Annotated in this window: 14 protein-coding genes; 12 read left to right on the forward strand and 2 right to left on the reverse strand. The window is 69.2% G+C overall.

Annotated elements, in window-relative coordinates; genetic code table 11:
- The first annotated feature begins 8 nt into the window (after positions 1–8).
- Positions 9–1,166 (forward strand): mandelate racemase/muconate lactonizing enzyme family protein, encoded by a 1,158-nt coding sequence (locus tag ACFW16_RS04400; protein WP_380302242.1) that lies wholly within the window; start codon positions 9–11, stop codon positions 1,164–1,166.
- A gap of 39 nt (positions 1,167–1,205) precedes the next feature.
- On the opposite strand, the gene ACFW16_RS04405 is transcribed toward ACFW16_RS04400, so the two are convergent.
- The gene (locus ACFW16_RS04405) at positions 1,206–2,270 is read right to left on the reverse strand and encodes a LacI family DNA-binding transcriptional regulator (RefSeq protein WP_380302245.1); all 1,065 of its coding nucleotides are present in this window, start codon (positions 2,268–2,270) and stop codon (positions 1,206–1,208) included.
- Between the two features lie 281 nt (positions 2,271–2,551).
- Between ACFW16_RS04405 and ACFW16_RS04410 the strand changes: the two genes are divergently transcribed.
- The 3 genes from ACFW16_RS04410 to ACFW16_RS04420 are packed head-to-tail and all read left to right on the forward strand — an operon-like array spanning position 2,552 to position 8,939.
- Complete coding sequence (locus tag ACFW16_RS04410; RefSeq protein ID WP_380302246.1) at positions 2,552–4,162, forward strand: ABC transporter substrate-binding protein; 1,611 nt, start codon at positions 2,552–2,554, stop codon at positions 4,160–4,162.
- A gap of 43 nt (positions 4,163–4,205) precedes the next feature.
- Positions 4,206–6,311, forward strand: a complete 2,106-nt coding sequence (locus ACFW16_RS04415; RefSeq protein WP_380302248.1) for a beta-galactosidase trimerization domain-containing protein — start codon at positions 4,206–4,208, stop codon at positions 6,309–6,311.
- Positions 6,312–6,353: 42 nt separating this feature from the next.
- Positions 6,354–8,939: a hypothetical protein gene (locus ACFW16_RS04420; RefSeq protein WP_380302249.1), complete on the forward strand. Its 2,586-nt coding sequence runs from the start codon at positions 6,354–6,356 to the stop codon at positions 8,937–8,939.
- A gap of 94 nt (positions 8,940–9,033) precedes the next feature.
- On the opposite strand, the gene ACFW16_RS04425 is transcribed toward ACFW16_RS04420, so the two are convergent.
- A complete protein-coding gene (locus ACFW16_RS04425) occupies positions 9,034–10,041 on the reverse strand; it encodes a LacI family DNA-binding transcriptional regulator (protein WP_380302251.1) in 1,008 nt (335 codons plus the stop codon).
- Between the two features lie 162 nt (positions 10,042–10,203).
- Here ACFW16_RS04425 and ACFW16_RS04430 point away from each other — a divergent pair, with 162 nt between their 5' ends.
- The 8 genes from ACFW16_RS04430 (at position 10,204) to ACFW16_RS04465 (ending at position 20,043) form a co-directional block, all read left to right on the forward strand.
- Positions 10,204–12,579, forward strand: coding sequence for a CaiB/BaiF CoA transferase family protein (locus ACFW16_RS04430; RefSeq protein WP_380302253.1), 2,376 nt, complete (start codon positions 10,204–10,206; stop codon positions 12,577–12,579).
- A 2-nt stretch (positions 12,580–12,581) separates the two neighbouring features.
- Positions 12,582–13,385: a hypothetical protein gene (locus tag ACFW16_RS04435; RefSeq protein ID WP_380302255.1), complete on the forward strand. Its 804-nt coding sequence runs from the start codon at positions 12,582–12,584 to the stop codon at positions 13,383–13,385.
- Positions 13,386–13,458: 73 nt separating this feature from the next.
- Positions 13,459–14,571, forward strand: a complete 1,113-nt coding sequence (locus ACFW16_RS04440; RefSeq protein WP_380302257.1) for a mandelate racemase/muconate lactonizing enzyme family protein — start codon at positions 13,459–13,461, stop codon at positions 14,569–14,571.
- A gap of 52 nt (positions 14,572–14,623) precedes the next feature.
- Positions 14,624–16,204: an ABC transporter substrate-binding protein gene (locus ACFW16_RS04445; protein WP_380302259.1), complete on the forward strand. Its 1,581-nt coding sequence runs from the start codon at positions 14,624–14,626 to the stop codon at positions 16,202–16,204.
- A 23-nt stretch (positions 16,205–16,227) separates the two neighbouring features.
- Entirely contained in the window at positions 16,228–17,163 is a 936-nt protein-coding gene (locus ACFW16_RS04450; protein ID WP_380302261.1) for an ABC transporter permease, read from the forward strand.
- Positions 17,163–18,044: an ABC transporter permease gene (locus tag ACFW16_RS04455; protein ID WP_380302263.1), complete on the forward strand. Its 882-nt coding sequence runs from the start codon at positions 17,163–17,165 to the stop codon at positions 18,042–18,044. Before ACFW16_RS04450 ends, ACFW16_RS04455 begins: the two co-directional genes overlap by 1 nt.
- Positions 18,041–19,054, forward strand: a complete 1,014-nt coding sequence (locus ACFW16_RS04460) for an ABC transporter ATP-binding protein (protein ID WP_380302265.1) — start codon at positions 18,041–18,043, stop codon at positions 19,052–19,054. Before ACFW16_RS04455 ends, ACFW16_RS04460 begins: the two co-directional genes overlap by 4 nt.
- Complete coding sequence (locus ACFW16_RS04465) at positions 19,051–20,043, forward strand: ABC transporter ATP-binding protein (protein WP_380302267.1); 993 nt, start codon at positions 19,051–19,053, stop codon at positions 20,041–20,043. Before ACFW16_RS04460 ends, ACFW16_RS04465 begins: the two co-directional genes overlap by 4 nt.
- Positions 20,044–20,080 lie beyond the last annotated feature (37 nt).

Genomic DNA, 20,080 nt, shown 5'->3' on the forward strand with positions numbered 1-20,080 from the left:
ACAGAAATATGCGCATCGAGAGCGTCGAGACTATCCTGGTGGACAGGTACCTGTTCGTCGAGATCCGGACGGACAACGGCCTCGTGGGGCTCGGCGAAGGCGGGGCCTGGGGCTTCCACGAGGCCACGGCCGGCGCCGTCCTCCGCTTCAAGGACTACCTGCTCGGCCAGGATCCGCTGCGGATCGAGCATCACTGGCAGTACATGTACCGTTGGGCGCATTTCCGCGGCTCGGCGGTCATGGCGGCGATCAGCGCCATCGACATCGCCCTGTGGGACATCGCCGGCAAGCATTTCGAGGCGCCGGTCCATACCCTGCTGGGCGGCAAGGTGCGGGAGAAGGCGCGGGCCTACTACCATGTGTTCGGCGAGACCAAGGAAGAGCTGTTCGCCGGCGTCGAGGAGGCCAAGAAGATCGGCTTCACGGCGGTCGGCCACCTGACGCCCTTCCTCGACAGCCGGCGGGAGGAGCCGTACTTCCAGACCCATGCCGAGAAGATCGCCGACGCGATCGACACGGTGCAGGAATACCGGCGGATCGCCGGGCGGAAGATGGACCTGTGCATCGAGATCCACCGCCGGATGACGCCGTTCGAGGCCGTCCAGCTGGGCCGCGGTATCGAACCGTTCCACCCGCTGTTCCTCGAGGATCCGATCACGCCGGACAATCTCGACGAGATGGCCTATGTCGCCGACAAGATCTCGATCCCGATCGCCACGGGCGAGCGCATGACCTCGCTGTGGGAGTTCCAGATGCTGCTGGCCCGCAATGCGGTGCAGATGGTGCGGCCGGATGTCTGCATCGTCGGCGGCATCTCCGGCGCCCGCAAGATCGCGGCGCTGGCCGAGGCGTCGCATGCCGGGGTCGTGCCGCACAACCCGCTCAGCGCCGTGTCGACGGCGGCGTGCCTGCAGATCGCGGCGACGGCGCCGAACTTCGTGCTGCAGGAATTCCCGAACGACACCTGGGACGTCACCGACAAGCGGCCGGAGTCCGACAGCTTCCTGGTCGGCGCCGCGCGGCATGACGGCGAAGGCTTCCTGACCATCAGCGACGAGCCGGGGATCGGCGTCTCGCTGCGTCCCGACGCAGCCGAGAAGTTCCCGTACCGGCCCCGCAGGATCCACACCCGGCTGCACAAGGACGGCTCTGTCGTCGACCAATAGGGGCCGACCTTGATCCGTCTGGGAAGGATGGGCGCTGCCTCAGCCTGGCAGCGCGTTGCGGCGATCCGTGCTTCGGCGCGGCATGACATCGGTGCCGACATCGAGGATGCGCGGGCCCGCCGGTCGGCCGGCGAGCTGGTCGCGAATGGCCGCGACGGCGGAGTGGCCGACGCGGTAGCGGTAGGTGCGCATGCTCGACAGGCTCGGCTCCGCCGCCTCCATGAAGTCGAGATCGTTGAAGCCGGCGATGCCCATGTCCTCTGGCACCCGGATGCCGCGCTGCAGGCATTCGAACAGCACGCCCAGCGCCAGGATGTCGTTGTTGCAGAACACGGCGTCGAGCGCCGGATCCGCGGCGATGGCCTGGCGGAACAGCTCGCGCCCCAGGGCCGGCGTCGCGAATTCCAGCATCGGCCGGCCGGTCGCCGGGCTGATCTTGTCCGCCAGATGCGGCAGGCTGGTGTCCGAGATCGAATGGACCAGGTTCGGCCGGTCCAGCCCCGCGGCCGCCAGCGCCTGCCGATAGCCGGATCGGCGGCCGGCCGACCGGCTGTTCATCCAGCCGCTGAGGAAGGCGATGCGCCTATAGCCCTGGGCGATCAGATGCTCGGTCATCCGCCGGCCGGCATCCTCGTGCGAGAAGCCGATGATCCGGTCGATCGGATCGGGCGAGAGGTCCATGATCTGCACCACCGGGCAGCCGGCCTGCTCCAGCATCCGCCGCGCATTGGCCGTCTGGTTGACGCCGGAGACGATCATGGCCGACGGCTTCTGCCGCAGGAACAGGCCGACCAGCCGTTCCTCCTCCAGCGGGTCGTAGCGGGTATTGCCGACCTGGATCTGCAGCTCGGTGCCGTCGACCCCGTCATAGATGCCGCGCAGCACGTCGGCGAAGACGACCTGGGTCAGCGACGGCACCAGTGCGCCGATGACATCGGTGCGGGTGGAGGCGAGAGCGCGCGCGCTGAGGTCGGGGATGTAGTTGAGCTCCCGGATGGCGTCGTGGACGATCCGCCGCAGCGTCTCCGACACGCGGTGCGGCTCGCGCAGGACCCGGGACACGGTGATCGTGCCGACGCCGGCATAGGCCGCGACATCGGCCATGGTCGGCGTGCCGCCGCTGCGGCTCTTGCGAGGCTTCTCGGAAATGGTCGTCTCCTTCCGGTCCGTCTGCAGTATCGGGGTGGAATGCGGCGGAATTCAAGCTGAACCCCGTCCTCGACGTCCCTCGTCGGACAGAATCAAATAATTCTCCGGATGGTGTCTTGACTCTGCGAAAATGGCAGCGCTACCATCAACGCATCACAGGCAAAGCTCCGTTGCTATCCTCACGAATTTGAGGGGGCGGACGCGTTTGCCTCAATAAATCCGATGGGGAGGAACTTATGCCTTTCACCAGGCGGGACGTCCTCGGGGCATCGGCTGCGCTGCTGGGGACGGGCCTGACGGCAACCCTCGGGACCCGGGCCTCCGCCCAGTCGGCCGACACCATCCGCATCGCCTTCGCCGCGCGCAACAACCGCACGCTCGACCCCTCGAACTCGATCCAGGGGGCCGACAACTGGTCGATCGTGCACATCCACGACACGCTGGTGGCCTCGCCGAACGGCCGCTTCGCCGAGCGGCCGGAGGAGTTCGTGCCGCAGCTGGCCGAGAGCTGGGCGATGTCGCCCGACGCCCGCACCTGGACCTTCAAGCTCCGCCAGGGCGTCCAGTTCCACAAAGGCTACGGCGAGCTGACCTCGGACGACGTGGTGTTCACACTGAACCGCATGCGCGACCCGAAGCAGGTCGGCGGCAACAAGGTGCTGTACCAGAACATCGCCGACGTCCAGCCGGACGGGAAGTACAGGGTCACCGTCTCGCTGCGGCAGCCCGACCCGCTGCTGCTCAGCGGCACCATCCAGGACTATTCCTGCGTCATCCTCTCCAGGAAGGCGGTGGAGGAGAAGGGCGAGACGATCCAGCGCGACCCGGTCGGCACCGGCGCCTACCAGTTCGTCAGCATCGATCCCGACCCGTCCAAGGGCATCATGATGACGGCCAACCCGGATTATTTCGGCGGGGTGCCGGTCACCAAGAACCTGCAGGTGATCTACATCCTCGACACGACCTCGCGCACCCTGGCGCTGCTGTCGGGCGACGTGCACATGATCGAGGGCGTGCGCGCGCCGGGCTGGGTGCCGGCGATGAAGCAGAAGAATCCGAACCTGCTGTTCGACGTCGCCGCGCCGGGCAGCCTGTTCACCATGAGCTTTAACCTGACGCGCAAGCCGCTGGACGACCTGCGCGTCCGCCAGGCCTTCGCCTATGCCATCGACCGCGACGCCATCGTCGCCGCGATGACGCCGATCAGCCGCCGCACCTACGGCCTGAACCCGCCCGGCTTCCCCGGCAGCTACACGGCCGACACGGTGCCGGAGGATCTCCTCTACAAGTTCAACCCGGACAAGGCGAAGGCGCTGCTGGCCGAGGCCGGCTATCCCGACGGCTTCACCCTCGACGCCTATACCAGCCAGCGCGAGGACTACTCCGCCGCGATGCTGGTGGTGCAGGAGCAGATGCGGAATGTCGGTGTCGCCATCAACCTGCAGGTGATCGATCACACCACCTTCCACGCCAACAACCGCAAGGACATGAACAGCCTGCCGCAGAATTCGTCGGCCTATCCGCCGGTGCCGACGCTGCCGCTGGCCGACATCCTGTCCAAGGTGGCGGAGGTGAAGTCCGATGGCAGCGGCGGTGCCAACTACTCGCATTACGGCGTCGCCATTCCCGGCATCGACGACCTGCTCGACCGGGCGGGGAACGAGCCGGACTACGACAAGCGCCTGGCCCTGATCCAGGAAACCGAGCGCAAGGTGATGACCGACCTGCCGGTCCTGCCGATCGCCACCAATGGCTATCTCATCGCCCGCGATCCGCGGGTCACGCTCGGCTACGAGGTGTCGTCCGGCTACGCCTACTGGCGGCTGGACAAGGCCAAGATCGCCTGAGGCACCGTCCCTCGCCTGAGCAATGCCCTGAGAAGGAACGACCATGACCGCAACCGCCCTTCGCTCCGGCGGCGCCCCCGGCGACAGGCGCGTCCTCGCGCCGGGCACCTTCTGGTACGATACGATGCGCCGCGCGGGGCAGAACAACTTCAACGAGCGCGATCCCGAGACCCTCGATGTCGAGGCCTGGATCGACTACTGGAAGCGCCTGAAGATCGACACGCTGCTGCTGAGCGGCGGCGGCATCATGGCGTTCTATCCGACCCGGGTGCCGTACCATCACCGCAGCCGCTATCTCGGCGACCGCGACCTGTTCGGGGAGTTCGCCGCCGCGGCCAAGCGCGAAGGCATGCGGGTGGTCGCGCGTATGGATCCGAACTGGTGCTATGCGGACGGCGCCGAAGCCCATCCCGAATGGGTCGCGTGCACCGCCGACGGCAAGCCGGTGCACCATCCGGAGGTGCCGGAGCTGTTCCGCACCTGCATGTTCTCGACCTTCTATACGGAGCAGATGTCGGCGATCTATCGCGAGATGAACGCCCGCTACGACATCGACGGCTTCTTCACCAATGGCTGGCCGAGCACAGGCCGCCGGCCAGCCTGGTACAGCGCCGACCACCAGCACCTGGCCGGGCTGCCGCCGCAGGAACTCTACCGGATCTATGAGGACCGGGTGCTGGAGATCTGGACGCTCTGGGACGGCATCGCCAAGGAGCGGTCGCCGGAGAATGTCTATGTCGGCAATCTCGGCGGCGGCATCCGGGCGGTGACCGACGTGATGGAGATCGCCAAGGTCGCCGGCTGGTTCAACGCCGACCACCAGGGGCGCAGCAACCAGACCCCGGTCTGGGACTGCGCCCAGCAGGGCCGCGTCGCCCATGCCGTGATGGACGGGCGGGCGGTCACCAACGTGACCGGCGGCTACGCCAATGCCGACCCGTTCTGGCGTCACACCACCAAGGCGCCGGAGGAAACGACGCTGTGGATGGCGCAGTCCACCGCCAGCGGCATGGTGCCCTGGTATCATTGGCTGGGCGGCGCGCCGGACGATCAGCGCTTCCGCCGCACCGGCGTGGCCTTCTTCAGCTGGCTGGCGCAGCATGAACGGCATTTCCGCAACACAGCGCCGGTGTCGAACCTCGCCGTCGTGTTCTCGCAGCGGACCAACGCCTTCTACCAGCCGCCCGGCGGCGGCGACGTCACCGACTATCTGCAGGGCTGGTACTACGCCCTGCTCGAGGCCCGGATCCCGTTCGAGTTCCTGCATGAGCAGAACCTGACGCCGGAGCGGCTGAAGAAGTTCGCCGCCATCGTCCTGCCGAACACGGGGATGCTGTCCGACGCCCAGGCCAAGGCGGTCGAGGACTATGTCGCGGGCGGCGGCGCGGTGGTCGCGACCTTCGAGAGCGGCTGCTTCGACGAATGGGGGCACCGCCGCGCCACGCCGGCCCTGGCCCGGCTGTTCGGGGTCGAGGTCGCGGGCCCGCCCTTCGGCGCCGGGCAGGGCGAGCACAGGCAGCATCGGCGCGGGCATTTTGCCCGCATCGAGGGCGACCATCCGATCCTCGCCGGCTTCGGCGACACCACGCTGCTGCCCTATGGCGAGTTCCGGCTGCCGGTCGCGCCCGGCGGCGCCGGGCTGCTGAGCATCGTCGAGCCCTACGCCGCCTTCCCGCCGGAGATGGTCTACACGGACACGCCGAGGACGGAGGAATCCGCCCTCTCGGTGCGCCGGCACGGGCAGGGGCGGGTGGCCTGGTTCTCGGGCGACATCGACCGGTCCTTCTGGCTGTCGACCAATGGCGATCTCGGCCGGCTGATGGGCAATGCCGTGAGCTGGGCGCTGGACGGCCGCCAGCCGGTGCGCATCGAAGGGCGGGGGCTGGTCGATGTCTTTCCCTGGCAGACGCAGGACGGCTACGCGCTGCACATCCTGAACTACACCTCGCCCAACGCGATGCGCGGCTGGGTGCGCGAGACCTATCCGCTCGGTGCGCAGACGGTGAGCTTCGAGGTCGCGCCGGGGCGGACGATCCAGGGTGTGGAGGCCCTGCGCGCCGGCCGCAGCGTGCCCTTCACCCAGACCGGCACCACCGTCCGCTTCACGCTCGACGGCATCGCCGACTACGAGGTCGCCGCGCTGACCTGAGCGCGCGGCGACCGACCACGACCAGGCGGCACGAGGATCCCCATGGCTGCAGAGACTCCCGTTACCCTCCTCATGCCCGACACCGTCGCCGCCCCGATCCGCTGGGCGGCGGAGGAGCTGCTGCGGGCGCTGCGGCAGCGCGACGTCGAGGCCGCGATCGGCCCGGCGCCGGGGAAGTTCACCATCCGCGTGGCGATGGCGGGAGACAGGGAGGCTGCAGCGGCGGCCTCCGCCGCATCGGTCACCTTGCCGGAGACGGCGGAAGGCCTGGCGCTGCTGCGGGGGGCGGACGGCATCGTCGCCTGGGGCTTCGATACCCGCGGCCTGGTCTATGCGCTGACCGAGCTGGCCGACCGCGTCCGCCATGCCGAGGGCGACCTGTTCGGCCCCGGCCTGCCGCTGGTGGAGCGGCCCTCGGCCCGGATCCGCAGCATCGCCCGCCTGTTCTGCTCGGAGGAGGAGGACAAGGGCTGGTTCCACGACCGCCAGTTCTGGCACGAATACCTGTCGATGCTGGCCAGCCAGCGCTTCAGCCGGTTCGCCCTGACCTTGGGCATGGGCTACAACTATCCGTACCACAACAATTTCATCCGCGACGTCTATTTCTACTTCCCATACCCGTTCCTGCTCGACCTCCCGGGCTACGGCGTCGACGTCAAGGAGCTGACGCCGGAGGAGCGCGAGGCCAATCTCGAGACCCTGAAGTTCATCGCCCGCGAGACGGCGCGGCGCGGGCTCGACTTCCAGCTGGCGCTGTGGACCCAGCGCTATGATTTCGACGACGTCCCGAACGCCAACTACACGGTGCGCGGGGTCACCCGGGACAATCTGGCGCCCTACTGCCGCGACGCCATCACCGCGCTCTTGAAGGCGGTGCCGGAGATCACCGGCCTGACCTTCCGGGTGCATGTCGAAGGCGGCATTCCCGAGGGCGACTACGCGTTCTGGGAGCAGGCGTTCCAGGGTGTCGCCGGGGCCGGCCGGCCGGTCGAGATCGACATGCACGGCAAGGGGCTCGACCACGAGACCATCGGCCTGGCCCGTGCCTCCGGCATGCCGATCACCGCCTCGCCGAAATACATGGCGGAGCATATGGGCCTGCCCTATCACCAGTCGGCGATCCGGGAGCGCGAATACCCGCCCGAGGTGGCGCGCAGCGAGCGCGAGCAGCTGAGCGAAGGCTCGCGCAAGTTCCTGCGCTACAGCTATGGCGACCTGCTGGCCAAGGACCGCGACTGGAAGGTCTTGTACCGGATCTGGGCCGGCACCCAGCGCGTGCTGCTGTGGGGCGACCCGGCCTTCGCCGCCGGCTACGGGCGCAGCTCGACCTATTGCGGCTCGGACGGGGTGGAATGGTGCGAGCCCGGCTCGTTCAAGGGTCGCATGGGAATGGGGGTGCCGGGACAGCGTTTCAATTACCAGAAGCAGGGCCTGGCGACGAAATACGACTGGCAGAAATATGCCTATCTCTACCGGGTCTGGGGCCGGCTGCTCTACAACCCGGAGGCCGACCGCGATGGCTGGATGCGCCACCTGCGCCGCACCTGCGGCGATGCCGCCGGGATGTGCGAGATGGCGCTGTCGCTGGCCAGCCGGGTGCTGCCGCTGGTCAGCCTGACGCATGGGCCGTCGGCCTCGAACAACCATTACTGGCCGGAGATCTACTCCAACCTTCCCGTCGGCACGGTCGGCAACCGCCGGCCCTATGGCAGCGACATGGACGGGCCGGTCCGCTTCGGCAACGCGCCGACCTTCGACCCGCAACTCTTCGCCACGCCGCGGGAGTTCGCCGAGGCGCTGTACGAGGGCCGCACCGACCGGCGCTATTCGCCGCTCGACGTTGCGGACTGGCTGGAGCGCCTGGCCGAGGGCTGCGACACCGCACTGGTGTCGCTGAAAGGCAGCGCCACCTTCGAGACGGCGGAAGTGCAGCGCATCGTCATCGACACCGGCATCCTGTCCGGCATCGCCCGATTCTTCGCCCAGAAATTCCGCGCCTCGACCTGGGTCGAGCTGTTCATCCTTTCCAAGGCGGCGATGACCTTGGATCGGGCCGAGGCCCATCTGAAGCGGGCGGTGCTGGCCTGGCAGGGCATCGCCGACATCGCCCGCGACGTCTATCACGACGACCTCACCTACGGGCCGCAGAGCTGGCTGCGCGGCTCCTGGCAGCAGCGGCTGCGCGAGATCGAGATCGAGCTGACCGACTTGCAGGCGATGCGGTCGGAAGCGCCGCATGAGACAGTCCATCCCGACGACAGGACCAGGGCCGCGATCGCGCGGCTGCAGGGGCGGGTGCCGACGCAGGGCAGGGCCACGGGCGTCGCCGCGCCAGTGGCCTTCCGGCGTGGCGAAGCGGTGGAGGTGCGGGCGGATCTGGCGGAGGCGCTGCAGGGCGGCGAGCCGGTGCTGCACTACCGCCACGTCAACCAGGCGGAGCGCTGGAAGGCGATGCCGATGCGGCGGGGCGGCGACGGCTTCGCGGCGGTCATCCCGCCCGACTACACGGACTCGGCCTTCCACCTGCAGCTCTATGTCAGCGCGGTGGCCGGCGATCGGGTGGTCCTGGCGCCGGGGCTGCGCGACGACCTGGCCAACGAGCCCTACCTCACGGCATTGCAGGTCTGAGATGACGCTGCCGGCCCCGCAGGCGATCGCGACGCCCCGGCGATACCGCCCGGGGCCGGGGGCGCGCGTGGTCCGGCCGCATCATCCGGTCACCTCAGCCTGCCGTGGTCTTCCGGACGATCAGTTCGCCCGGCAGCAGGTGGATGTTGGTCTCGGCCGGCTCCGCCTTGCCGGTCACCAGTTGGACCGTCCGCTCGACCATCGCGTCGAGCGGCTGGCGGAAGGTGGTCAGCGAATAGCGCGGCCATCCGGCCATGGCGATGTCGTCGAAGCCGGCGACCGCGATGTCGCCGGGCACGGACAGGCCCATCTCGTCGCGAAGCGCGTCGACGCCGCCCACCGCCAGGATATCGTTGGCGAAGAAGATCGCCTCGGTTCGGGTGGTGCGGGCGACCTCCAGTGCCGCGCGGTAGCCGGCCTCGTAGCTGTACTCGCCGCCGGCGACGGAGGCGGTGAGGGTCATGCCCAACTCCGCCAGCCGGGCGATGAAGGCGTGCTGCCGTTCGAGATTGGCGCTGGCATGCGGCACGCCGGCCACGAACGCCACCCGGCGACGGCCCAGCGCGTGGAAATGGTCGGAGATGGCGCGGGCGCCCTCGGCATTGTTGCAGCACACGCTGGTCAGGCTCGAATCCGGCACCGTGCGGTTGATCATGATCGTCGTGCGGCCCTCGGTCGCCCAGGTCAGCGCCGCGCCGGACAGGGGGGCGGCCGAGACGATGACGACGGCGTCGACGCTGTACTGCCGCAGGGCCGCCAGTTGCTGCCGGATGTCGGCGCCATGGGTCAGGTTGAACAGCAGGCTCTGCTGACCGACCTCTTGCAGGCCGCGCGACAGCTTCTCGATCAACACCGGGTAGAACGGGTTCTGCATCGCCGAGACGACGATGCCGACGATGTTGCTGCGCCGCTTGGACAGGGTGCTGGCGATGGCATTGGGGCTGTAGCCCAGGCTGTCCGCCATCGACAGGATGCGCTGGCGCATCTCGCTCGAAATCGAAGCGCCCGGCGTGTAGGCGCGCGAGACTGCGGACTGGCTGACGCCGATCATCCGGGCCAGCTGCCGCGCGGTGATCGGTTTGCGCAGGTCTCCGGAACTCAAGGTCGCTTCCCCTCGCTGTCGCCTGCCTCAGCCATAGCACGGACACGGGCGGAATCCCGCCCCGGCCATGACCGCGTCCGGCACTATGCGGAGGTGTTGCATACGGATGCAAGACTCGATATCGTCCGGGTCGACGGGAGAGCCGGGGGAGGTGGTGCCGCGATGACTGCGTTGACCGGCCTGAGCGTCATCGACCTGTCCGAAACCGTCGGCGGGCAGTACTGCGCCAGGCTGCTGGCCGATTTCGGTGCCGAGGTCGTGCTGGTCGAGCGGCCGGAGGGCTCGGCCATCCGCCGCCTGCCGCCCTTCAGCCAGACCGGCGACCGCGGCTCGCTGCTGTTCTTCCATCTCAATACGGGCAAGCGCTCGGTCAGTCTCGACCCGGGCAGCGTCGCCGGGCGCCGGGCCCTGGACGGGCTGCTGCGCGGCGCCGATGTCGCGATCCTGCCGCCGGGATCCGAGCCGCGCGACGTGCTCGGCCTCAACTCCCGCTGCATCGCCGCGGTGGTCAGCCCCTTCGGCGCCGACGGGCCGCTCGCCGCCTGGAAGGGGCCGGAGATCGTGCTGCAGGCCCTGTCCGGCATGATGCACAACAACGGCGCCCATGGCCGCGAGCCGCTTTATGGCTGCGGCCGCCGCGCGTCCTTCGCCGCCGGCATCGCCGCCTATATCGGCATCACCGCCGCCCTCTTCGCACGCGAGCGCACCGGGCTGGGCCAGGTCGTCGCCGTGGACGAGGCCGAGGCCGCCGCGGCGATGTGCTTTCCCTATGTGCTGCAGCACATCTACAACGGCACGTTGAAGGGCCGGGGCGACCCGAACATCCCGGCCGGCCAGGTGCGCTGCCGGGACGGCTGGGTCTGCATCTGGATCTACAACCACCGCTGGAGCGCGGTCTGCCGGGCGCTGGGCCTTGAGCAGATCGAGCGTGACGAGCGCTTCAGCGCCCCCATCCCGCGCCGCGCCCACTGGGCGGAGCTGTTCGGGATCATCCAGGACAAGGTCGCGAATCTTCGCGCTGAGGATCTGGTCGCCACGCTGCAGCGGGAGGAGGTGATCGCCGCCAAGGCCTACCGCCCGACCGAGCTGCACGGCAGCGCCCATCTCGCCGCGCGGGGCTATTGGGAAGTGGTGGGGGGACGACTGATCCTGGGGCCGCCGTGGCGACTGGGCCGCACGCCGCGCCAGGTCCGCTCCGCCGCGCCGCGCCCCGGTGCCGACAAAAGCTGGACGCCCGCGCCGCGGGTCCCGCGCCCGGAGTCCGACGCCCTCACGTCCGGCACCGGCCCACTGGCGGGCCTGCGCGTGCTCGAGCTGACCACGGCCTGGGCCGGGCCGATGGCGGGCCGCGTCCTGGGCTTCCTCGGGGCCGAGGCCATCCACGTCGAATCCCCGACCCGGGTCAATTCCTGGCGCCTCAACAAGGAGGTGCCGAACCCGGTCAACTTCCCGGACGGCGTCCCCGGCGACCGGCCCTATGACCGCGCCTTCCACTTCAACTCGCAGAACGTCAACAAGCTGTCCTGCATCCTCGACCTGAAGACGGGGCAGGGGCGCGAGATCATCCAGCGCCTGGCGGCTGTCAGCGACGTGGTGATCTGCAACTTCCGCCCCGGCACGCTGGCCAGGCTGGGGCTCGACTACGACAGCCTGCGCCGGATCAAGCCGGACATCATCGTGGCCGAGCTGCCGGCCTTCGGCGCCGAGGGGCCGATGGCGCGCTATGCCGCGCTGGGCCCGACCATGGAGATGTCGACCGGCATGTCCAGCATGATCGGCTATCCCGGCGGCCAGCCCGAGACCACCGGCCCGTCCTATCTCGACCCGATCGGCGGCTTCAACGCCGCGGCCGCCATCCTGACGGCGCTGCTGCACCGGCAGCGGACCGGCGAGGGACAGTACATCGAGGTGCCGCAGGTCGAGGCCGCGATGCAGCTGATCGGGCCGGAGCTGCTGGCGGCGATCGACTCCGGCCAGGATCCCGCGCCGAATGGCAACCGCTCGACCCATGCCGCCCCGCATGACGCCTTTCCGGCGCGCGGCGATGACCAGTGGGTGGCGATCGCGGCTGAGACCGAGGCCGAGTGGCAGGCCCTGTGCGGCGTCATGGGTCAGGCCGGCCTCGCCGCCGATCCGCGCTTCGCCACGCTGGCGGCGCGGCAGCAAAACATCGAGGCGCTGACCGCGATCATCGCCGACTGGACCCGTGGCCAGGACAAGCACGCGGTCGCGGCCCGGCTGCAGGCGGCCGGCGTTCCCGCCGCGCCGGTGCAGACCCCCGAGGATCTGGCGCGCAGCGAATACCTGGCGCATCGCGGATTCTTCACGGTGCTGGAGCATCCCGACGCCGGCCGCCACCCGCATCCCGGCCTGCCGATCCATCTCGACACCACCCCGGGCAGCCAGCGCCGGGCGGCGCCGCGCTTCGGTGCCGACAACCATCGCGTGCTGCGCGACATCCTCGGCCTGACGCCGGCGGAGATCGCGGCGGTCGAGGCCAGCGGCGCCATGGCGACCGAACCCCGGCCGGGAGCCTGACCATGAGCTTTCCCCGCACGCTGCGCATCCCGATCCGCCTCGACGACGATCCCGGCTATCGCGGGTCGGTGCATGACGATTCGGTGGCGCGGCGCATGGGCTTCAAGGCGGCGCTGGTGCCGGGCGCCTTCGTCTACGGTCACATCAGCCGCATCGCCGTCGATGCCTGGGGTGCCGACTGGCTGCGGCATGGCCTGATGGGCGCGCGGTTCCGCCGGCCGGTCTATGACGGCGACGTGCTGACCGCCGAGGCCTCGGCCCTGGTGGACACCGGCTCGGACCGACGGTCCGAGATCAGCCTGCGCAACGAGGATGGCGAGGAGGTGGCGACCGGCTGGGTGGCGATGCCGCTTGCGGATCCGGTGCCGCCGCCGGTGGCGGACTGCCCGATCCTGCCGCTGCCGGACCCGCCGCAAACGGTCGAGCCCGGCGGCATGCCGATCGGGACGCGCCTCGGCTCGCGCAACGAGGTCCTGACCGGGGAGGAGTTCCGGCGCTCGCTCGCCGCCTTCGACGAGCGCCATCCGCTGTACCTTGCCGGCGGGCTGGTCCATTCCGGCTGCCTGATCCGGCGGACCATGTTCGACGCCAACCGCAGCTTCCGCTTCCCGGCCCCGGTCGTGTTCGTGTCCGGCGAGGCCCAGCATTTCGCGCCGGTGTCGCCCGGCCAGCGCCTCGCCACCTCCGGCACCGTCACCGCCGTCTATGAGCGGAAGGGCCGGCACTATTTCGAGACCGAGGAGCTCCTGGTGGTCGACGGCGCCCGGGTGGCGGCGCGGTTCCGCCGGACCTCGATCTATGCGTGACCACCTGGCTGCAGCGGTGTTGCATACGGATGCAAAGAGAGTAAGGTAACCTTCACGACGCGGGAGCGGAACCGTGGCCCCAAGCGCGAACATCAGATCGATCGAAGCCTTCCAGGTCAGCTGGCAGCCCGGCGACCCGCCCGGGCGGCGCAGCGCCCTGGTGCGGATCACGACGGAGGACGGCGTGGTCGGCTGGGGCGAGGCCTCGCCGATGCAGGGCGGGCAGCACTCGATCGGCATCATCGAGCGCGACCTGGCGCCGGGGCTGGTCGGCGCCGACGCCTTCGACACCGCCGTGCTCTACGACCGGTTGCTCCACCGCAACATCAAGCTGGGGCCGGAAGGGGCGCTGACCGGCGCGCTGGCGGCTGTCGACATCGCGCTGTGGGACATCAAGGGCAAGACGCTCGGCCTGCCGGTGCACAAGCTGCTCGGCGGCGCCTGGCGGGCCGAGGTGCCGTTCTACGCCTCGATCGGCGGCAACGCCGCGCGCACAGTGGACGAGACGGTGCGGGTGGTCGAGGCGCGCTGGCGGCGCGAGACGCCGGCGGCGATCAAGATCCGCCGCGACGGCGACCGCTCGCTGCTCGATCTCGACATCCCGGGCGACATCGCCAAGGCCAAGGCCGTGCGCCAGCTGGTGGGGGAGGGCTACCCGCTCGCCTTCGACGCCAACAACGGCTACTCCGTCGGGGGCGCCATGCGGGTCGGCCGCGCGCTCGAGGGTCTCGGCTATGTCTGGTTCGAGGAGCCGGTGCAGCACTACGACGTGCGCGGCATGGGCGAGGTGGCGCAGCGGCTAGACATCACCGTCTCGGCGGCGGAGCAGACCTACACGCTGCAGGCGCTGGTCGACATGATCCATGCCGGGGTGCGCATGGTGCAGCCGGACATCGTCAAGATGGGCGGCATCACCGGGCTGATGCAATGCGCCGCGATCTGCCACGCCCATGGGGTCGAGCTGGTGCCGCATCAGACTCAGCCGATCATCGGCCATGTCGCCAACCTGCATGTGCTGGCGGCGCTGATGCACCTGACCAAGCCGGCGGAATACGCCGACGCGTCCGGCCGGATGAATATCGGGTTCAAGGACCCGCCCCGGTCGGTGGACGGCCGCTTCGTGGTGCCGCAAGGCCCGGGGCTCGGGCTCGAGGTCGACGAGGCGGAAATCAACAAGCGGCGCTGACCGGCGCTGATAAACGACAGGGGAGACGGCCATGGAGTTCAGCAGGCGAAATATGCTTCAGCTCGGCGTCGCAACCGCGGCGCTGGCGGGCTTCGGCGGCGCCCGGGCGCAGGACGCGTCCCAGAACGCGGATGTGATCCGCATGGGCATCGCCGCGAAGGGGCCGCGGTACAGCGACCCGAACCTGACGACCCAGGGCTCCGACAACTGGGCGACCGAGCAGATCTACGAGCAGTTGGTCCGCCCCGAGGACGGCGCCTTCGCGATCAAGCCGGAGGAGTATCTGCCGACGCTGGCGACCAGTTGGACCTCGTCGCCCGACGCCAGGACCTGGACCTTCCAGCTGCGCCAGGGCGTGCAGTTCCACAAGGGCTTCGGCGAGATGACCTCGGAGGACGTGGTCTACTCGTTCAAGCGCGCCATGACCTCGGGCACCAACACCACGGTGCTGGCCAACATCGCCGATGTCGTCGCGAACGGGCCCTATCAGGTGACCATCACCCTGAAGAGCCCGGACGCGCTGTTCCTCGGCACCTCGGTGTTCAACAACAACACCTCGATCGTCAGCAAGAAGGCGGCCGAGCAGATGGGCGAGGCCTTCGGCACCGACGCCGTCGGCACCGGCCCCTATGAGCTGACCAAGTTCGACACCCAGGTCGGCATGGTGATGAAGCGCCATGACGGCTACTGGGGCCAGAAGGCCAGGATCAGCACCGTCGAATGCGTCTACATCGCCGACACTTCGGCGCGGACGCTGGCCCTGCTGTCCGGCGACATCGACATCATGGAGGCGGTGCGCGCGCCGGGCTGGGTCGCCTCGATGCAGCAGCGCGACCCGACGCTGAAGATCGACATGACCGTGCCGGGGTCGTTCAACACCCTGCACGTCAACCTGACCCGCAAGCCTTTCGACGACCTGAAGGTGCGGCAGGCGTTGATGCATGCGATCGACCGCCCGGCGGTGGCCCAGGCGCTGGCGCCGATGGGCGGGACCATGGCGGGGCTGCAGCCCGACTTCTTCCCGGCCGGCTTCAAGGCCGAGGATCTGCCGGAGGAACTGCGCTACCCCTACGACCCGGACAAGGCGAAGGCGCTCCTGGCCGAGGCCGGCTACCCGGACGGCATCAGCTTCCCGTCCCTGTGCAGCCAGCGCGAGGACTATTCCTCGACCATGCTGATCGTGCAGGAGCAGATCCGCCTGGCCGGCTTCAACATGGACCTCCGGATCGAGGACCACACCGCCTATCACGCCGACAACCGGTCGGACAAGAACACCCTGGCGATGCATTCGTCGAGCTATCCGCCGATCCCGACCCAGCTGTATTTCCAGCAGCTGTCGAAGCAATCCGAGGTCAAGTCGGACGGCAAGGGCGGCGGCAATTACAGCCATTACGGCGTGGCGATGCCGGGCATCGACGACCTGCTGGCCCAGGCCCTGGCGGCGACCGACTTCGAGACCTATGACGGCATCTGCCGCAAGATCGAGCTGCAGGTGCTGCGCGACCTGCCGCTGATCGGCCTGTCCACCCTGTCCTTCACCACCGCGCGCCGGGGCAATGTCGATCTCGGCTACCCGGTGAAGAGCGGTTACGCGCGCTGGCGCTTCCACCGGGCGACCAAGACCATCGTCTGACCCCGCAGGGGAGGGGCCCCGCCATGGTGCGGTATCTGATGTGGCGATTGCTGGATGCGGTTCCGACCATCCTGCTGGTGCTGACGCTGGTGTTCGTCTGCATGCGCATCCTGCCCGGCGATCCGGCGCTGGCGGCGTTGGGGGACAACGCGCTGCCGGATCAGCTCGCGGCGTTCCGCGAGAAGATGGGGCTGAACGTCCCGCTGTGGCAGCAGTATTTCGACTTCCTCGGCGGTGTCCTGACCCTGGATTTCGGGCGGTCGCTGATGAACAACACCTCGGTCCTGCAGCTGCTGGTCTACAACCTGCCCTATACGATCGAGCTGACCATCGCGGCGATGGTGATGGGCGTCGTCGCCGGCATCCCGCTCGGGGTGCTGGCGGCGACCCATCGCAACCGCATGGCGGATTCCGGCGTCCGGGTGTTCTCGCTGATCGGCTACGCCATCCCGGACTTCTATCTGGGCGCGCTGCTGCTGATCACCTTCTCGCTCAACCTCGGCTGGTTCCCGATCAATGGTGGCGGCGACGGCTTCGTCGACCGGCTGCACCACATCGTGCTGCCGGCGCTGACCCTTGCCTTCGTCAAGGCGGCCTTCCTAGGACGGCTGACCCGCACCTCGCTGCTCGAGGTGTTCGGCAAGGATTATGTGCGGACGGCGCGGGCCAAGGGCGCCAGTGAGCGGCGGGTGATCTACCGCCACGGGCTGCGCAACGCGCTGCTGCCGCTGTCGACCGGCATGGGCCTCAGCCTGCTGGCGACGCTGTCCGGGTCGGTGGCGATCGAGCTGGTGTTCAACCGCCCCGGCATCGGCAAGCTGCTGATCGGCGCGATCACCGAGCGCGACTACGCCGTTATCCAGGGCGGCGTGATCGTCTTCGCCCTGTTCGTGGTGCTGGTGAACCTCCTGATGGACCTGGTCTACATCGTGGTCGATCCGCGGATCCGGGTGACGTGATGGCCGCGATCATCGATACCGACGAAATCATTGCCCCGGCCCCCAACCGGCTCGCCATCCTGCTGCGCATCGTGCTGGGCCGCCCGGCCACCATCTTCGCCGCCCTGATCATCGCGGTCTTCCTGGTGGTGGCGGTGCTGGCGCCCTGGATCGCGCCCTACAACCCGCTGGCGCAGAGCATCCTCAAGATCAACCAGACCCCGTCCTGGGCGCATTGGCTGGGCACGGACCAGTTCGGCCGCGACGTGCTGTCCCGGATGATCTACGGGTCCCGCAACTCGCTGATCTTCGGGCTGCTGTCGCCGGTCCTGGCGGCGATCGTCGGCACCACGCTCGGCGTCGTCGCCGGCTATTTCGGCGGCGCGGTCGACCGCGTCATCTCCCGCCTCGTCGATCTGCTGCTGGCGTTCCCGGAGCTCCTGCTGGCGATCATCATCGCCGCGGCGCTGGGCGGCGGCTTCTGGAACGTCGTTGCTGTGCTGACCGTCGCCTTCGTGCCCGGCTTCGCCCGCGTCGCCCGGGCCCAGACCCTGTCGGTGAAGCAGGAGCCCTATATCGAGGCCGCGGTGGCGGTCGGGGTCAGCACGCCGGTGATCATCTTCCGCCACATCGTGCCGAACATCGCCGCGCCGATCGTGGTGCTGGTGACGCTGTGGGTGGCCTCGGCCATCCGGCTCGAAGCCTCGCTCAGCTTCCTCGGCCTCGGCACCCAGCCGCCGAACCCGAGCTGGGGCAACATCATCCGCGACGGGCTCAACAACCTGTTCGGGTCGCCCTGGCCGATCATCGGCGCCGGCTTCGCCATCACCTGCGTGGTCCTCGCCTTCAACCTGTTCGGCGATGCGGTGCGCGACGCCCTGGACCCGGAGACCGCCTCGTGACCGCGCCCCTGCTCAAGGTCGAGGACCTGGCCGTCGAATTCGGCCCGAAGGCGGCGCCGCTGCGGGTGGTCGACGGCGTCGGCTTCGAGATCCAGGCCGGCGGGTCGCTCGGCATCGTCGGCGAATCCGGCTCCGGCAAGTCGATGACCTCGCTGTCGATCCTGCGCCTGATCCCGGAGCCGCCGGGCCGGATCGCGCAGGGCCGCATCCAGTTCAACGGCACCGACCTGCTGGCCCTGCCGCGGGCGAAGATGCCGGAGATCCGCGGCCGCGACATCGCCATGATCTTCCAGGAGCCGATGAGCTCGCTGAACCCGGTCATGACCATCGGCGACCAAATCGGCGAGGCCATCCTGCTGCATGAGCATGTCAGCCGGGAGGAGCGCCGCGGCAAGACGGTCGAGATGCTGCGGCTGGTCGGCATGCCCGATCCCGAGCGCCGGCTCGGCGCCTATCCGCACCAGTTCTCCGGCGGCATGCGCCAGCGGGTGATGATCGCCATGGCCATCGCCTGCAACCCGAAGCTGCTGATCGCGGACGAGCCGACCACGGCGCTGGACGTCACCATCCAGGCCCAGGTGCTGGACCTGATGAAGAAGATCCGGGCCACGCTGAACACGGCGGTGCTGCTGATCTCGCACGATCTCGGCGTCATCGCCGACATCTGCGAGCGGGTGATCGTGATGTATGCCGGGCGGGTGGTAGAGGATGCCGATATCCGCTCGATCTTCCGGCGGCCGTCGCACCCCTATACCCAGGGGCTGCTGCAGTCGATCCCGCGGCTGAACGACGACCGCAGGCGGCTGTACCAGATCGCCGGCTCGGTGCCCCAGGCCGGCAGCTTGGGCGCCGGCTGCCCGTTCCAGCCGCGCTGCCCGCTGCGGGTCGACCGCTGCGCGGTGGAGCGGCCGCCGATGTTCGACTTCGGCCCGCAGCACCGGGCCGCCTGCTGGGTCACGGCCGCGGCGCTCCCGGCCGAGCCGGTGCCCAGCGCGAGGGCCATGCGATGAGCGAGACCCTGGTCCGGGCGGAGGGGCTGACCAAGACCTTCCAGGATGGCGGCGGCCTGTCTTTCGGGCAGCCGCGCCCGGCGGTGCGGGCGGTCGATGAGGTCTCGCTCGAGATCCGCCGCGGCGAGACCCTGGCGCTGGTCGGGGAATCCGGCTGCGGCAAGTCCACGCTCGGCCGGCTGCTGCTGCGGCTGATCGAGCCCAGCGCCGGCCAGGTCTTCGTCGACGGCACCGACCTGACCGGCCTGTCGCGCGGCCAGATGCGGGCGATGCGCCGCCAGGTCCAGATGATCTTCCAGGACCCCTACGGCTCGCTCAGCCCGCGCCGCAGCGTCGCCGACATCGTCGCCGAGCCGTTGGAGGTGTTCGGCCTGATCCGCTCGCGGAAGGACCGGCGCGACAAGGTGGCGGAGCTGCTGCGCCAGGTCGGGCTGCCGCCATCGACCATGGACCGCTATCCGCGCCAGTTCTCTGGCGGCCAGCGCCAGCGCATCGGCATCGCCCGGGCGATCTCGCTCGACCCGGCCTTCATCGTGGCGGACGAGCCGGTCTCGGCCCTCGACGTCTCGATCCAGGCCCAGATCGTCAACCTGCTGCAGGATCTGCAGGAGCGGAAGAACCTGTCCTACCTGTTCATCGCGCACGACCTGGCGGTAGTGCGCCACATCGCCGACCGGGTCGCGGTGATGTATCTCGGGCGGATCGTCGAGACCGGCCCGAAGGCGGCGGTCTACGGCGCCCCCCATCATCCCTACACCCAGGCGCTGCTGTCGGCCGCGCCGGAGCCGGACCCGGACCGGCCGCAGAAGCGCATCATCCTGCAGGGCGACGTGCCGAGCCCGTCGGCCATCCCCTCCGGCTGCAGCTTCCGCACCCGCTGCCCGCTGGCGCAGGAGATCTGCGCCAGCGAGCGGCCGGCATTGACGCCGGTCGGCGATGGGCAATTCGCGGCTTGCCATTTTGCCAGACGCAATCCGATCCCGATTTGAAACTGATACAGGTCCCCTTTTGATCGGGATGACCGGC

The organism is Inquilinus sp. NPDC058860, from assembly GCF_042743185.1.
In the GTDB taxonomy this organism is placed as follows: Bacteria; Pseudomonadota; Alphaproteobacteria; order DSM-16000; family Inquilinaceae; genus Inquilinus.

Bases quoted from the DNA above. Each gene is read 5' to 3' on its own strand.
- ACFW16_RS04400 (WP_380302242.1), top strand. From the start codon at position 9: ATGCGCATCGAGAGCGTCGAGACTATCCTGGTGGACAGGTACCTGTTC.
- ACFW16_RS04405 (WP_380302245.1), bottom strand. From the start codon at position 2,270: ATGGCCGATGTCGCGGCCTATGCCGGCGTCGGCACGATCACCGTGTCC.
- ACFW16_RS04410 (WP_380302246.1), top strand. From the start codon at position 2,552: ATGCCTTTCACCAGGCGGGACGTCCTCGGGGCATCGGCTGCGCTGCTG.
- ACFW16_RS04415 (WP_380302248.1), top strand. From the start codon at position 4,206: ATGACCGCAACCGCCCTTCGCTCCGGCGGCGCCCCCGGCGACAGGCGC.
- ACFW16_RS04420 (WP_380302249.1), top strand. From the start codon at position 6,354: ATGGCTGCAGAGACTCCCGTTACCCTCCTCATGCCCGACACCGTCGCC.
- ACFW16_RS04430 (WP_380302253.1), top strand. From the start codon at position 10,204: ATGACTGCGTTGACCGGCCTGAGCGTCATCGACCTGTCCGAAACCGTC.
- ACFW16_RS04435 (WP_380302255.1), top strand. From the start codon at position 12,582: ATGAGCTTTCCCCGCACGCTGCGCATCCCGATCCGCCTCGACGACGAT.
- ACFW16_RS04445 (WP_380302259.1), top strand. From the start codon at position 14,624: ATGCTTCAGCTCGGCGTCGCAACCGCGGCGCTGGCGGGCTTCGGCGGC.
- ACFW16_RS04450 (WP_380302261.1), top strand. From the start codon at position 16,228: ATGGTGCGGTATCTGATGTGGCGATTGCTGGATGCGGTTCCGACCATC.
- ACFW16_RS04455 (WP_380302263.1), top strand. From the start codon at position 17,163: ATGGCCGCGATCATCGATACCGACGAAATCATTGCCCCGGCCCCCAAC.
- ACFW16_RS04465 (WP_380302267.1), top strand. From the start codon at position 19,051: ATGAGCGAGACCCTGGTCCGGGCGGAGGGGCTGACCAAGACCTTCCAG.